At 49.5% G+C, this 15,419-nt stretch carries 13 protein-coding genes; 5 read left to right on the top strand and 8 right to left on the bottom strand.

Translation table 11 applies throughout. The features are described from left to right. Positions 1-155 precede the first annotated feature (155 nt). Positions 156-1,445 (bottom strand): WD40/YVTN/BNR-like repeat-containing protein, encoded by a 1,290-nt coding sequence (locus BLQ82_RS07990; protein ID WP_163704421.1) that lies wholly within the window; start codon positions 1,443-1,445, stop codon positions 156-158. 28 nt (positions 1,446-1,473) lie between these two features. Then, complete coding sequence (bcaP, locus tag BLQ82_RS07985) at positions 1,474-2,859, bottom strand: branched-chain amino acid transporter BcaP (protein WP_062528399.1); 1,386 nt, start codon at positions 2,857-2,859, stop codon at positions 1,474-1,476. Positions 2,860-3,138: 279 nt separating this feature from the next. Between bcaP and BLQ82_RS07980 the strand changes: the two genes are divergently transcribed. Beyond that, positions 3,139-4,065 (top strand): L-lactate dehydrogenase, encoded by a 927-nt coding sequence (locus BLQ82_RS07980; protein ID WP_062528400.1) that lies wholly within the window; start codon positions 3,139-3,141, stop codon positions 4,063-4,065. 281 nt (positions 4,066-4,346) lie between these two features. Here BLQ82_RS07980 and BLQ82_RS07975 read toward each other — a convergent pair whose 3' ends face one another. Beyond that, a complete protein-coding gene (locus BLQ82_RS07975) occupies positions 4,347-5,258 on the bottom strand; it encodes a tyrosine-type recombinase/integrase (RefSeq protein WP_062528401.1) in 912 nt (303 codons plus the stop codon). 60 nt (positions 5,259-5,318) lie between these two features. Beyond that, positions 5,319-6,254, bottom strand: coding sequence for a LysR family transcriptional regulator (locus BLQ82_RS07970; protein ID WP_062528402.1), 936 nt, complete (start codon positions 6,252-6,254; stop codon positions 5,319-5,321). Positions 6,255-6,384: 130 nt separating this feature from the next. Here BLQ82_RS07970 and BLQ82_RS07965 point away from each other — a divergent pair, with 130 nt between their 5' ends. Continuing rightward, positions 6,385-7,695 (top strand): APC family permease, encoded by a 1,311-nt coding sequence (locus tag BLQ82_RS07965; RefSeq protein ID WP_062528403.1) that lies wholly within the window; start codon positions 6,385-6,387, stop codon positions 7,693-7,695. A gap of 105 nt (positions 7,696-7,800) precedes the next feature. Here BLQ82_RS07965 and BLQ82_RS07960 read toward each other — a convergent pair whose 3' ends face one another. Next, positions 7,801-8,877, bottom strand: a complete 1,077-nt coding sequence (locus tag BLQ82_RS07960; protein WP_062528404.1) for a DUF4179 domain-containing protein — start codon at positions 8,875-8,877, stop codon at positions 7,801-7,803. Further along, complete coding sequence (locus BLQ82_RS07955; protein ID WP_143013375.1) at positions 8,874-9,410, bottom strand: RNA polymerase sigma factor; 537 nt, start codon at positions 9,408-9,410, stop codon at positions 8,874-8,876. Before BLQ82_RS07955 ends, BLQ82_RS07960 begins: the two co-directional genes overlap by 4 nt. Before the next feature lie 176 nt (positions 9,411-9,586). Here BLQ82_RS07955 and BLQ82_RS07950 point away from each other — a divergent pair, with 176 nt between their 5' ends. Both BLQ82_RS07950 and BLQ82_RS07945 read left to right on the top strand, forming a co-directional pair. Next, a complete protein-coding gene (locus BLQ82_RS07950) occupies positions 9,587-10,537 on the top strand; it encodes an alpha/beta hydrolase (protein WP_062528405.1) in 951 nt (316 codons plus the stop codon). 247 nt (positions 10,538-10,784) lie between these two features. Next, positions 10,785-11,543, top strand: a complete 759-nt coding sequence (locus BLQ82_RS07945; protein WP_062528406.1) for an alpha/beta fold hydrolase — start codon at positions 10,785-10,787, stop codon at positions 11,541-11,543. Between the two features lie 324 nt (positions 11,544-11,867). On the opposite strand, the gene BLQ82_RS07940 is transcribed toward BLQ82_RS07945, so the two are convergent. Next, complete coding sequence (locus BLQ82_RS07940; RefSeq protein ID WP_341874784.1) at positions 11,868-12,440, bottom strand: nucleotidyltransferase domain-containing protein; 573 nt, start codon at positions 12,438-12,440, stop codon at positions 11,868-11,870. A gap of 266 nt (positions 12,441-12,706) precedes the next feature. Between BLQ82_RS07940 and BLQ82_RS07935 the strand changes: the two genes are divergently transcribed. Continuing rightward, a complete protein-coding gene (locus BLQ82_RS07935) occupies positions 12,707-14,041 on the top strand; it encodes an outer membrane protein assembly factor BamB family protein (protein ID WP_062528407.1) in 1,335 nt (444 codons plus the stop codon). A gap of 12 nt (positions 14,042-14,053) precedes the next feature. Here the strand turns inward: BLQ82_RS07935 and BLQ82_RS07930 are convergent, their stop codons facing one another. Further along, positions 14,054-15,283 carry an aminotransferase class I/II-fold pyridoxal phosphate-dependent enzyme gene (locus BLQ82_RS07930; RefSeq protein ID WP_425281071.1) on the bottom strand — a complete coding sequence of 410 codons (1,230 nt, stop codon included), beginning with the start codon at positions 15,281-15,283 and terminating at the stop codon, positions 14,054-14,056. Positions 15,284-15,419 lie beyond the last annotated feature (136 nt).

Here is a 15,419-nt window from a genome sequence, read left to right as displayed (position 1 = left end):
TGTTAAATATATCACAGGGAGATTCATTTGTCATGTGATTTTTTTCACATTTTTAAAGAAAATTTTAACTAAGATTTTATTTTAATTTTATAACCCAAAAAAAGAAGATGCGACCTGCAAACCGTAAAACCAGCTTGCCGGTCACACCCCTATGTTTACATCACCCGCCAGCTTACACCACCGTTAGTGGTCTGCAGCAGAATCGACTTGCGGTCTTCTTTTTTCTCGATCAGCAGCCAGCCCACCTCACTGGATATGAACTGCAGCTTCACAATTTCCGGGTAATCCACAAGCTTGGATTTCAGCACACTGCTGGCCGACAGCGCCGTCCAGGTCTTGCCTTGGTTGGTAGTCTTATATAACACATCCTGCTTAAGGGCCCAGCCCACCTGGGAGTTTAAAAAGGTTGGAGGAATATGGCGGTTGATCCCGGTCAGGCTTCCCAGCCCGAAGGATACAAATTTCCAGTTCTCCCCCCCATTGGCCGTGAAATAACCGTTATAGGTGATACTGCCTGCTTTGTCTACTTGGCACCCTACTGGCATCCAGCCGTTCAAACTGCCTTTATCAAAAAAATCAGGCTCCCCTGTAATCACCTTGTCACAGCCCCTTAATTGATCATTCACAAGGAATTCCGGACCCGGATTCCAGGTTGCCGCTCCGTCCTTGGTCATGTAGATCTTGGGTAGTGCGCCGGTCTGCATCGTCACAAAGCCATGGCTGATGTCCTTGAATACCATCCCTGTAACCACACCCGATATCGGGATCGTATTATTCGGCAAATTCGGATTATACTGCTCATTTTGCATCACCAGGTTCCATGTAGCGCCACCGTCACTTGTTGCATACAGCGCTTTGCTCTCTTTGGTCGCTTTGGCATCCCAGGAAGTCATCAGCCAGCCATAATCAGGAGAGTTGAAATAGATGGAAGAGATGCCGTTTGCATCAGGAAAAGAAGAGACTTTCCAGGTGCTTCCCCCATCTGTTGTACGCAATACAACCGTTTCTGTAAGCCCGGAGGCGCTTCGGATAATCCAGCCATTGCTGGGATCAGTGAACAATATATCTTTCCCATAGACAGGGTTCGATAAAAATTGAACATTTGCTGACGGGGAAATGTTGCTCCACGTTTCGCCGTTATCCTTGGTCATGTAGATCCGCAGTTCGTTTTTGGTCACACCCCAAGCCAGTCCTATGGAGTCATTTAACAGTCTGAAATCAGTCAGCCGGGTCTGAATCTGGTATTTCGGGGTATTTTCATTGTTAACATTCTTGGCATCCGGGGTAATCAACGTAATGGTCTGCCCCTCTTCCGGCGCTTCCGTCGGCTGTGGGGGCTGGGAAGGCTCCGGAGGAGAAGAAGAGCAAGCCGAGAGTATGAGCAGGGTCAGGAATACCGTGATTACAGCCCCCAGAACCCTGTAACCTGTATGTTTATATGACAAAGCTCTCCCCACTTCCTTCATTCATTCATTATTTTTTATGATTCAGCTTGCTGCGCTTGTAGCCATATAATCCGTAAATGAGCAAACCGATAACCAGCCAGATCAAGAAGCCAGTCCAGGTATCTCTCCCCAGATTATACATCAAATAGCCGCAGGCCGCCGCACTTAGCAAGGGCACAACCGGAACCCACGGCACAGTGAAGCCCCGCTTCAGATTCGGATGGGTATACCGGAGAATGATGACACCCAGCGAAACGACAAGAAAGGCGAATAGGGTGCCGATACTGGTCAGGTTGGCCAGACGGTCCAGCGGGACAAAGCCGGTGAGCACGGCAATAATCCCGCCTACCAACCAGGTGCTGCGTACGGGAGTATGTGTCTTCTTGCTCACTTTGGACCAGGATTCCGGCAAAAGCCCATCCCGTGAAATTGCGAACAAGAGCCGGGTCTGGCCAAACAGCAAAACAAGCAGAACCGTAGTCATTCCAGCAATGGCACCTACGGAGATCAGCCCGGCGACCATATTCTGATCCACAAAACGCAGCGCATAGGAAACCGGATCACTGACATTCAGTCTCTCATAAGGGACAATCCCGGTAAGCACCAGCGATACAACGATATAGAGCACCGTACAGATGGCAAGGGAGGAAATAATCCCGATCGGCAGATCACGCTGCGGGCGCTTGACTTCTTCTGCTGCAGTGGACAGGGCATCAAATCCGATATAGGCAAAAAATACAGTAGCCGCACCATTGACTACTCCATGGAACCCAAAGGGCATAAAAGGTGTCCAATTCTCCGGTTTCACATAAAACAAGCCAGTGACAATAAAGAGAATAACGACTGACAGCTTGATTACAACCATAATGGCATTAAAACGGGCTGTTTCCTTGACCCCCCTGGTCAGCAGGTAGGAAATCAGCAAAATGATGATAATCGCGGGAAGGTTGATAAACGTTCCTTTGTCCGCATTATACGCCCCGGAGAGTGCTGTGGGCAAATGCAGGCCAAAGCCTTCGAGGAGGCCCTGGAAATAACCAGACCACCCGCTGCTCACTGCAGCTGCAGCCACCCCGTATTCCAGCACCAGATCCCAGCCCAGAATCCAGGCTAACAATTCACCAAAAGCCACATAGCTGTAAGCGTATGCACTGCCGGACACCGGTAGTGTGGAAGCAAATTCGGAATAGCACAGAGCCGACAATACACAGGCAATACCTGCCAGCACAAATGAGAGCACCAGGGCTGGTCCTGCATGCTCGGCAGCTGCCACTCCCGTCATTACAAATATACCGGTACCGATGATCGCCCCCACTCCAAGCAGAGTCAGATCCAGCGCACCAAGTGTCTTGCTGAGCTTCTCTCCCCCGGCGCTTACTGGAGCGGTCAAAGGCTTCTTGCGGAATAAATCCATTCGTAAATTCTCCCCTGTCTTCTTAATAACTTCTTGTATTAATAGGTATTAATAGATATTGCTATTGTGAAGGGGCTGACCTTTTAAGCCCCAGCACCGATAATTACAGGAAACGTGGAAATACTAAACATAACTTGCTCCGTTCTTCCAAAATTCTTGTTAACCCGCCCAATTTCGGGTAATGGATTAAAAGCAGACCGCTTGAAAACACTAACCTTAGCGATTATGATGGATAAGATTGGACACAAAAACTTCAAAAACTCAGGAGGAGATGTAGCAATGGCCCCCCCATTCAAACCAAATCGTGTCGTAGTGATCGGTACAGGTGCTGTCGGTACGACAACTGCCTATACTTTGCTTCTGCGCAGACGCATGCAGGAACTGGTGCTTATTGACGTCAATCATCAGAAAGCACTTGGTGAAGCATTAGATATGAACCATGGCATGCCTTTTGTCGGTGGTGTGAAGCTCTGGGCAGGAACCTATGAAGATTGCCGCGAAGCAGATATCATTATTGTGACCGCCGGCGCCTCCCAGAAACCGGGGGAAACCCGGATTGATCTGCTGCGTAAAAACATTTCCATTTTTAAAGACATCATCCAAAAAATCACCAAATACAACCAGCACGCTATTCTGCTGATCGCGACGAATCCGGTGGACATTCTGGCTTATGCCACCCTGAAGATCAGCGGTTTCGACCGCAGACGTGTTATCGGCTCGGGTACGGTGCTTGACAGTGCCAGATTCCGCTACCTGATCGGCCTGCACAAAGAAATCGACCCGCGCAGCATTCACGGTCAGATTATCGGTGAGCATGGAGATTCCGAGCTTCCGGTATGGAGTCTGGCCAACGTTGCCGGAATCGATCTTGGCTTTGACGATGCGGAACGCAAGGAAATCTTCGAGGATACCAAAAATGCCGCTTACGAAATCATTGATGCCAAAGGTTCAACCTCCTATGCGATCGCACTGGCACTGGACCGGATCGTAGTTTCCATTCTGCACAATGAAGGTGCTGTACTGAATGTCTCCACACTGTTGAACAACTATAATGGAGTATCCGATGTATTCCTGGGTGCCCCATGCGTTGTTGACCGTTCCGGTGTACGTGAAGTGCTGGATCTTCCGCTCAGTGAAGATGAGAAAACCTTGTTCCAGCAATCCGCTGAGAAGCTGAAGAGTGAAATCTCTAAGCTGGAACTGTAGGACAAGCTTAGCAATAACAGAGACTATCTCCCCCTCACATCGAGGGAGGAGATAGTCTTTTTGTCGGGCTGCTGAAAAGCGGCAAACAAAGAAAACGCCCTTCAAGTCATGGAGAATAACCCCCATACTGAAAGGACGGAGCTTCTGAACTCAACAAATATAACATGAATCGTCATGTCTGCCAATGAAATAGGTCCTTGCCCATTTAAAGCTTTCCGGCTTTATGCTGTCCCCGTATTAAAGTTCGTGCTGGACGGCCTGCCGCAAATAGAATGTAACAATTACTTTGGCATGCTGATCTGCAGCCGGGCCATGGCTTCTTCCTTCTCCCGGCTGGTGATATGCGTATACACGGTAGTGGTCTGGATGGACGAGTGGCCCAGCAGCTCCTGCACGGTCCGCAAGTCTGCCCCTTTGCGCAGCAGCATGGTGGCGAAAGAATGGCGCAGCTTATGGCTGGAGTATGGCCTGCGGCGGGCAGCGGGAACTTCCGCTTGGTAACGGCCAAAGGTGTCAGCAGCAATCCCCTGAATACCGCGAATCGAGAGCCTGCGCCCTTTTTGCGAAATGAACATCGCTTCCTCCTTGCTGCGCCAAGGCTCCAGCCGCTCAGACAGGGCCTGCTCCAAAAAAGGAGCCAGCTCCGCAGGCACCGGAATATTCCGCCATTTGCGGCCTTTTCCGAAAACACGGAGCGTCGGGCGTTCCGCATTATAATCACTTAAGTTCAGGGTATGTACCTCCCCTACCCGCAATCCCATGTAGGACATTAGCAGAAAGACCGCCAGATTCCTGCTTCTGTACTTGCCTTCAACCGCAGACAAAAACCGCTGCAGTTCATGTTCTTCCAGGTAGACGGGCTCACGGTTTTTTTCGGTCTTGGATTTCTTGATTCCCGCTGCAGGATTGGCGGCCAGCAGCTCCAGCTCCATCAGCGCCTTGAACAGGCAATTGACCGAAGCATGCTTACGGTTACGCGTAGCATCACTGACCCCCCGCTCACGGACCGAGGTTAAATAGGAGATGATGTGCAGCTTCTTGACGTTCTCCAGGCTTTTGCCGTTCAGACTCCCCAGGAACTCCCGCACATCGGCGAGATAGGACTTCTGGGTATAAGGGGTAAATCCGGCATCCTTCATCCAAATGAGAAAAGCCTCCAGTTCTTCCTCATAATCAGGCTCAGAATCATTCATGTCCTATCTCCTCTCCGAGTTCATAACAATCTATTCTACCATAGAATAAGTTCATAAGAATTAACTAGATAACAGGCTCGATTTTGTTGTGTATGGTGCCCCATTTCTCCACTCTGCCGCGTGTTTCTGAATTGTAGACAGGAATTCTGCAAGTGCCGGTGATTTCCACTTTTTGTGGTGGTAAGCGATTTGGGTAGCTACCCGCTGCGACTCGTCATTCCATTGCAGCCGGGCCAGCTTGCCTTCGGCCAGCTCACTCTGGACTGTAATCATCGGTAAAAATGAAAGGCCCAGACCGGCCATCACGCACTGCTTGATCGCTTCAACACTCCAGAATTCCAGTTTCGGATCGGGGAATACACCGTGACTGTTCAAATGGCGCTCGAACAAGGTCCGGTAGGTGCAGCCGGTTTCGGTGTGCAGAATAGTCTCATCTTTCAGATGAAGCGGCAGTACCTCAGCGAGCTCCAGAAGCGGATGACCCAGCGGAGTAACCAACGCCATCGCCTCATGAATGAGCGTCTCCGTGTGAAGATCCCTATACTCCGTCTCCGGTTGCAGGAGAAACACCAGATCCAGCTCTCCGGAACGGACGAATTCGGTAAGCTCCCAGCAGGCACCCGGCTTCAGGGTGATTTGCACCTGAGGATAGCGCCCGCGGAATTCCTTAATAATGCCCGGCAGCCGGAACGCGGCCAGCGACTCCGGTGCGCCAATGCGCAGTGCTCCGGACAGTTCAGTATCCGAACGCAGCGCAACCTCAGCCAAGGTATGCATCCGGGAGATTTCCTGAGCGTAGGGGAGCAGACGGCGTCCGGCGTCGGTGAGAATGATCTTTTTGCTGATACGGTCAAACAGCGGCTGGCCCAGCTCTGCTTCAAGCGCCTGGATCTGCGCAGTAATGCTGGACTGCGCATAATCCAGCTTCTGGGCGGCTCGTGTAAAGCTGCCGGTTTCCACTACGACTAGAAACGTGAACAGGTGGCGCGATTCCACTTGACTTCCCCCTTTGCTGAACTATATCATCGGTTTTTTGAATGGATATGATCTGATAATTCCGTTTTTCCAATGGATCTATTATCTGATACTCTATATATAAATACAAGGAAAGCGGGCCATAATTATTATGAAAGAAACTTTACAACGCAATATCGGAATGCCGCAGGCCATCGCCCTGTATATTGGCGCCGTGCTGGGGTCAGGGGTCCTGATCGTCCCCGGACTTGCGGCAGAGATGGCTGGGCCGGCCTCCCTGCTTGCTTGGGGATTTATGACCCTCCTGATTCTGCCCCTGGCTCTATCGATGGGTCTTCTCTCTGCCCGGTTTCCGAATGCGGGAGGTGTCTCCCACTTCGTCACGCTGGCTTTTGGCCCGAAGGCCGGAGCCTTGGTCGGCTGGTTCTTCCTGATGTCAGTACCGATTGGCGGTCCCGTCGCCGCATTAACCGGTGCAGGCTACATGACCGCAGCTATGGGCTGGGGAGACAACGCCAGAATTGCCCTGGCCGCAGCCATGCTGGGAGCTGGTCTGGTTACGAACTGGATCGGGATGCAGGTTGCCGGGAAAGTACAGATTGCTGTGGTAATCGCTATCATCGCTGTATTGGTATTCTCCTTCGCCGCCGCGCTTCCCCGGATGGAAAGTGTGCACTTCACGCCTTTCGCTCCGCATGGCTGGATGAGCATCGGCCAGGCAGCGGCAATATTGTTTTGGTGTTTTATCGGCTGGGAAGCCGTTTCGCACCTGTCAGAGGAGTTCAAAGACCCGCAGCGGGCTGCAGTCCGGGGCGTCACCATCGCTGCCATTATTGTTGGTGTCCTATACTTCCTGTCCGCTCTTGCCACTGTCGGTACCCAGAGCTATCTGCGGGGCGGAGCGGATTCCTCCCTCGTCTGGATCATCAGCCAGCCGCTGGGCTCCTGGGGCGGATTTATCGCCGGTCTGACCGGGCTCTTCATCTGCACCGCAACCATTATCGCGTATACCGGAGCGGCTTCACGGGTAGCGTTCGCCCTATCCCGGCAGGGCTACGCCCCGAAATGGATGGGCCGCTTGTCCAGCCGCTATCAGACACCGACAGGTGCCATCGGCTTCCTGCTGCTGTGTTTTGCTGCGGTGCTGTTTCTGTATGGCACCGGCTGGCTGTCGATCACAACCTTGATCCAGTTTCCCAATGCCACCTTCATTTTGACGTATATCGGGGGCTGCGCAGCAGGAATCCGGCTGCTGAAAGGCAACCGGCTGGGCGTTGGAATCAGTTGGATTTCCTTTGCCGCGACTGCGGCTGTGTTTCCTTTTACCGGCTGGGCCATTGGCTATCCGCTGCTGATTACCGCCCTCTTTTTCCTGATTGTCTATATCAGAACGGGACGCAGGAATGTCCAGCTTAAGCTGGCCCCTGGTGAGCCGGAAGAGGCTAAGCGCCAAGTACTTTAACTTCATCGCAGTGAACGAATCACGGTGACTATTTATATAGCTACCACGCACCAGACAGCAGGCCGCAACCGTCCTTGTTCCCAATGCCGCTGCGGCCTGTTCTTGTTATTCTTTATCCCACTCCAAAGGAATTTTACATTTGAACAACTGTACTTCATCGGAAGGGGTATTGGGACCTCCATGCTCAGTCAAAGTTAATGTTACATCTTTGGGATGGGAATTCAGCTCCGTCAGCGGCGGCAAATTAAAATAATAGTAATCCTGAGTAGCTCCACTCCCTCCATAGTTCCTGTATAAGTTCCCCTTATCATCCTCCATCGCCAAATCAAACAGATAATAGGGCATAACATTTCCAATCACTACTTGAGTGGTTACCGGGCCGAATACCAGCTTATCGATAGTATATTTGGTGTTTTTATAGGTGAATTCCAGGTTTTTAGGGTAGACGATTTTCGTCAGTTCATCACTTTTTTGTTTGTTTAGAGGGATGGAAACATCCCACGTTCCCCTTGTGGTGCCGATACAATCCACCGTCATGTTAAGCTGCAACTGCGCAGGCATATCCTTGTCCCCAATACTCATGCGGGTCGTACCTACAAAAGTATGCTCGCCGGTAATCGTAAAATCATGCGTGGAGATCGCTTGAGGCTGAATTCCTGAGAAGGTAAGATTGTAGTACACCTGAGCTTCTTTTTCGGTCAACTTAGGAGTGGATTCAGGGTAACTCACTTCATAGTTCAACACCAGCTGAATGCCATCATAAAAAACATTAACCACATTAAATTCTATTCCTTTATCCTTTGCTGAAGCGTTCGCAGTTGTACTTAGATTTTTCTCTTCTATCCGCTTCAAATCATCGGTATCTCGCCCTTTGGCATATAAATAATCGAAAAAAGGGATGCTCCGCAAAGCTTCGGCCACTTGTGGGGAAACTGCCCCAATGCCGATTAACACGCCTGAAGCTACGACCAGTGAGACAGCAATACCTGCCCCCCATGTGAGCCATCCGGAAAAGGGTCTCTGTTTGGTCCAGGGAAGATTGCCGGCCTGCTCGAATTTCGACCACACTTCTTCGAATTCAAAAGATGGTTTGTACTGTTCCGCCAATCTTTTACCTTCACGCTGCAAATCATCAGCCAATATCTCATGCCCGGCTGCCTCCCGACGGTTATGAAGTTTCATTTCAACCCCTCCTTCAGTGTCTGAAGCTCCGGTTCTTTTTCACAGTGCAGCCGCAATTTCTCCAGTGCCGCATGCAGGCGTGATTTGCAGGTTCCAAGCGGTATGCCCAAAGCCGAGGCCGTCTCTGGCAGGGGCAGTCCCGCATAATAATGAAGCGTAATCACTTCACGCTGTTTTAAGCTTAGCCGGCTTACCGCATGCCATAACATTTGACTATCTTCGCCCTGCATCGCCATGTATTCAGCAGAATCCTCTGCATCCATTACTGGTAGTCCCGTGAACAGCTGCTTCCAGCTTTTTTTCCGCAGCATGTTTCGCGCCGTATTGACGGTGATCCGGTACAGCCAAGGTCTTAATGGTTTGGAGTCGTCATAATGATCAAATTTGGCAAAAGCGCGAAGAAACGTTTCCTGCGTAATATCATCTGCCAGCACCCGCTGGCGGGTGAGCATCAAGGCAACTCCGTAGATATAGGAAGAATGCTCTTTGAACATCTCCCTGGCCCTCTCCTTCGCAATAGGATAATCCTTCACACACTCTCCCCCTTATCTATCAAAAACTATACACTTCCTTCATGCCAAACCGTTCGCTTTTCATTCAATACAATTTCCTGACTCCTCTATTGGCAGCATCTGACGTTTCAGAAAAGGCAAACCTGGTTATGAATGAAAGGAGACTGCCCAAATGGGATAGAAGGAGACGATTGACGATGTCAAAAGATAATAAAATCATTCTTGAAGCGGCAGCCCGGAAATTTGCCGACGACAATGCCGAACCTCCATTTCTGCCTGACCTGGGACCTGAAAAAGGACGCGAAACGGTGAACACCGTACAGTCCAGTGAGATTTACAAACCCGAAGCGGATCTTCAGGACCTCACGGTTCCTGGTGGGCCAGGCGGAGAGGTTCGGGTGCGGATTATCCGCCCGGTAAATACTTCAGGTGAAACTCTGCCTGTCATTCTGTATATCCACGGGGCGGGCTGGGTGTTTGGCAACAGCCACACCCATGACCGGCTGATCCGTGAACTGGCGACAGGTGCCGGAGCAGCAGTCGTATTCCCGGAATACAGCCTCTCGCCGGAAGCCAAATACCCTACAGCCATTGAAGAAATATATGCGGTGCTGACCTGGATTGCTGAGCATGGCTCTGAATATGGCTTTGACACAAGCAAATTAACCGTTGCCGGCGACAGTGTCGGGGGCAACATGACTGCTGCCATTACCCTGATGGCCAAGGAACGGGGCGGCCCGGCAATTTCCAAGCAGCTATTGTTCTATCCGGTAACGGACGCTTCTTTTGATACCGAATCCTACCATCTCTTTGCAGAAGGCTACTTCCTGCAGCGGACCGGAATGAAATGGTTCTGGGACCAATATACAACCAGCGAAGAAGAGCGTGCCCAGGTCACCGCCTCCCCGTTGCGGGCCAGTCTGGAGCAGCTTAGCGGGCTTCCCGAAGCGCTGATTATCACCGGTGAAGCCGATGTCCTCCGGGATGAAGGTGAAGCCTACGCCAATAAACTGCGTGAAGCCGGAGTTTCCGTAACCGCAGTCCGGTTCCAGGGGATTATTCATGACTTTGTGATGCTGAATGCCCTGGCTGAGACCAACGCCAAAAAAGGAGCACTCCTGCTGGCTATCAGCTGGCTGCGTCAATAGATCCCGTTTTAGCATTTACTTCATCTAATATACAACAGCAAACAGGCCTGCATTGGATCTTCTCCGGTGCAGGCCTGTTAGTTCATGAGATTACAATATTACTCAGTTCACATATTTTATATTATGTTAACTTTCATTTGTTATTAATTCGCCTGGCATAACAGCAAATCCATCTCCTACGAAACCAGAATCTAATCACCATCGTATTACCCGTAAAGCAGAGATTACAAAGTTGGGGTGAGAGGCGTTGACTCTAAAGTTATTAAATCTGAATACATCACGGGGGAAGCTGCAATACAATATATGCGGGAACCACAAACCCAATGTTGTTTTAATCAATGGCGGTTCTGGACCTATAGAGGGCTGGATGAATATCCTGCCGGAAATTTCGGAGTTCTGCTCTGTTTTTTCCTATAACCGTTTTGGCGTTGCGGGCAGTGATAAGCCACTAGAACCCCAAGATGGGCTAACGATTGTTGAAACCTTACGGGAAGCATTAACAATCGTTGGTTTTGAGCCTCCCTTCTTGCTGGTTGGACATTCATTAGGCGGATTATATGCAAATTTATATGCCCGGCGTTACCCGGGAGAAGTAGCGGGTGTTGTGTTTCTGGAATCCAGCCACCCGAAAGATTTAAGTCTTGGGGATTATCAAGGAAAAGCTGTAAAAACCATTAACAAAATGTTAACGGTATTTGATTTCTTATCTCCACATAAAAAATTCAATGAAGACAAATATGTGAAAGAAACAGTGGGGCAAATCGAGGCAAGCGCTGAGTTCCCCGATATTCCTGTATATGTGATCACTGGCGGGAAAGAAAATCGCATGATCCCCGATATTGTCCAAAAACAACGGATGCAGCATCAAATGGAACTGCTCTCATTGTCCAGGTACAGCAAACATATTTCCGCTCCAAAAAGCGGGCATTTCCCTCAGTTTTCCGAGCCGAAAATTGTCATTGATACAATTAAAGAGGGCTTCGAACAAATCAAACGTAACTTGTAAAATCCCCTACTGCACAATTCTGCCCCTCTGCTCATTGCTCATTGTAAGATTCCTGCCGAATCGGCAGGGATCTTACATATGAGGCTCTTTTCTAAAAAATGTTGCCCACTGCTTTACTCGGTTTCTACTTTAGTTGAATAAGTTGCTTCTGGAATTGTCTGAATACCGTCAAGAAACTCAATTGAGATGCGTTCTGCTTCCTTCCTAGGTGAAATTTCCGAAACTTGGCGTAGACGTTGGTACATCTTGATTGTATTTTTTAGCGCATGGTAGCAACTTTCAAAGCTGTGGATGGGAATCGTTCCCTTTAGTTCCCCCAGATCCTTAAGAGCGTATTTCTCGAGCTTTCGAACCCCTCTCGGGGGATGGCCGTTGCAAATGAGTACCAACGGGCCCAACACTACATTGCGCATAAATGTTAAAGTATCGATAAATTCGAATAATTCGCCTCTCCCAGAAGCGATCTTCAATCCATTGATGATGAGGGAAAGGAAGAACCGGACTTGTTTTACTTATTATCATTGTAATATCAGTACCTCTCTCCCATAGAATCAGTGGATTCTCAATTCGGGATTCGAGCTCTTCCAGTTGTACAAATTTAAGGTCGACATGAAGAGGGGTTGGGCCATATAAACAAATAAGCAATCTGGGTTCCCCGACATGCTCGCCTGTGAATGCAGAAAGTAAGTTGCCGAGCTTTTCGGCAATTAGAAGCCGTTGCTCCATAATCTCGCTTCGAAAAGCATGATTGTAGACAATTATTAAATCCAGATCACTATACTCATCCATTTCACCGTACATCATAGATCCGCCTGCGAGGAGACCTATAAGTCGTTGATCTTGACTCACATACTCAATTGCTTGCTCAATGAATCGGTCGTGTAAAGGTAACTTCATGTCAAACGCTCCTTAAATTGCGACCCATAAAATGGGTATTATTAAAGCATAACATTAACAATGAGTGAGCTACAACCGTTTGTGGATCACTCCCTGAATACAAACTGACGTTAATATTCATTATGGGGGAAAAACAAACCAACTTCTAAGTTATTATAAGTTACCATATTAATTATTATGTTAACTTAGACAACTTACTTATTTTAGCAACTAAATATCGGTTCATGCGTCTAACAATTTAGAATAATCACAAGGAGTGGAAACCTTTGCCACAGAATAAAACCATTAAACCTGTATTATCTGCCTTTCTCTCCATTTCCCTATTGTCTACCGGTATCGGCCTTTCATTACAAGCCATCCATACCGGTACAGCACACGCAGCATCCGTAAAGAGCGCTGCCGCTACAGTCTCCAAAGATACCCTATTACCTCTCAAGTGGCAAGTCGCAACGGATGGCATCGGCATGTATGACACCACACAACCGGTTATGAATGGATTCCTCTATTTTTCTGCCAAAAATACGCTTTATGCCAAAAATATTGCTTCCGGCCAAATCCGGTGGTCGTACAAAACCGGTGAACATCCGCAAATTGTTACGAATAATTCCGTCTTCTTCATTGACAATAAGGAACAACTAGTAAAAGTCTCCGCTTCAACCGGTAAGCTGCTCTGGAAGGTAAAAGTATCGGAGCGCCCTATGGAGATTGGCGGGCAAGCCCGCCTGATGAGCGGCAAAGTCTATTTCGCCAATGAGAGCGGCGGTGTGGCCGCCTACGATCCGGGAACCGGCAAGAAATTATGGGAAAATAAAAGAATCCCCATGTACGTCGGTACCCTGCATGGAGAATACAAGGGCGTACTTGTTGTTTCCAGTACTGTCAATAATATTCGCACACAATTTTTTGGCCTTGACCCCGCTACCGGCAAGCAGCTCTGGAGAACCGAAGGGATCTACAGCATGATTGCTTATCAGGAGGGGCATTTGGTGCTGCGGGAGCAAGCTAAGGCCGCATATGAAAATGTGAAAGCACCTGTACCGGGCCATCTAATGACACTGGTGAGCATGAATCCCGTTACAGGTAAAGTGACCACCAAGGAAAACTACCAGGCTCTGAACGACATCTCCAGACAGGGAAATTTCTTCACTTCCATTCAGAACCCTTATGTCTATTCAGTAGACGGTAATCTCGACAAGGACGAATATATTTTAACGCGCTTTACTCGCGGGTCGAATGCCAGCACTGCCCCAAAAAGCTATGAAAGCTTCGGAAAATGGCTGGCCGGACCTGTTGATGGGATGGCATTTTTTCAAAAAGGCACCCAAATTACCGGTGTTCATCTCGCCGACGACAGCGTGGTTACATTCGACAATCCGGCAAGCAAGGTAGAACATCTGGAGCGGGTTGGCAAGGCTGTATTCGCAATTTACGAGAACGGGTACATTTCCATTAATCATTCCGATACCGGAGCATTGCTGGGGATGATTAAGAGCGGAGCCGCTACCCCCTATTTTGGAAATATCAGCATTGTTAACGGTACGGCACTGATTCCAACGGAGCACCGACTAATTGCGGTAGCCTTGCCAAAAGATTGGCAATAACGCTCCAGAAGATTAGCCAATTCTACGCAGATACTCGCCTATTCTCCGGGCGGCTTCCAAGAGCCGCCTTTCTTCTTCTACCAGCGCTATTCGGACGAATCCGTCCCCTTGTTCTCCAAAAGCGTCCCCAGGAATGACTGCTACTCCTGTCTTTAGTAAAAGGTCACGCGCGAAGCTGCGTGATCTTCCTTCTTCCAGTCCGGCACTGTAAGTTTCAGGTAGGCGCGCCCAAATAAACATTGTCGCTTTGGGCTTCGGAACCACCCAGCCTTGCTGGGCTAACTCCGCGATGAACATATCCCGGCGCCGTTCATACAGCGGGGCAACACCCTGGTCCGCTCCGGCTTTCATCGCCAGCTCCAGCGCAGCAACGGCTGCTTCCTGGATTGGGTCAAATACGCCATAATCCACATTGCTTTTAAGTTCTCTCAGCGCTCCAACTGCCTCACGATTGCCGGTCATGAAGCCAATCCGGCAGCCGGCCATGTTGAAGCTTTTGGAGAAGGAATGGAATTCAACTGCGGTATCCAAGGCCCCCGGCACCTGCAGTATACTCACAGGCTTATACCCGTCAAAACCCATTTCTGAATAAGCCAGGTCGTGAATGACCAGCACGTTCCATTTGCGGGCCAGCGTAATTAATTTCTCCATATATGCCAGATCCACCGTTGTCGAGATGGGATTGCCGGGGAAACTTAGCAGAATAAATACTGCCTCCTGCCATACCCCGTCTGGAATGCTGTCCAAATCAGGGACGAAGGCGTTCTGCTCCAGCAGAGGCAGCGTCCACGCCTTCACACCGGCTATTGCGAGCGAACCGGAGTAAATCGGATAACCGGGGTCAGGCACGATTGCCAGATCGCCCGGATTGCAGACGGCAAGCGCCAAGTGTGCAAGTCCATCCTGTGAGCCCATAAGTGCCACGACCTCATCGTCCGAATCCACCTTTACACCAAACCTTGCTTCCATCCATGCCGCTGCCTGCCTGCGGAATGCCGGGCTTCCTTTGGACGACGGATAGGAATAGCTATTCTCTCTGAGTACGGCTTCACTTAGAGCCCGCCGGATTTCTGGAGCGGGCGCCTGGTCCGGACTGCCGATCCCCAGATCGATCACGTCCAGGCCTGATTTGGCCGCCTCCCCTTTCCATGCTGCCACTTCCGCAAATATCGAGGAGCCGAGCCGGGACAACTTGTCCGATCTCCAGCTTCGTTTGGAACTGCTATATGTCAACGAGTCCACCTACTTGTTTTTTTGAATAATTATAGCACGATGCAGCAGTCGTTGATTTCGAAATTTTAGGCGGATGTTGATAAGTTCAATTCCATAGTTATATATAAACTATATTATTATATTTTACCTCTTTATATCATTGATT

This window comes from Paenibacillus jilunlii (assembly GCF_900102965.1).
Classification (GTDB): domain Bacteria; phylum Bacillota; class Bacilli; order Paenibacillales; family Paenibacillaceae; genus Paenibacillus_AQ; species Paenibacillus_AQ jilunlii.
This window is presented reverse-complemented; position numbering and strand designations above follow the sequence as displayed.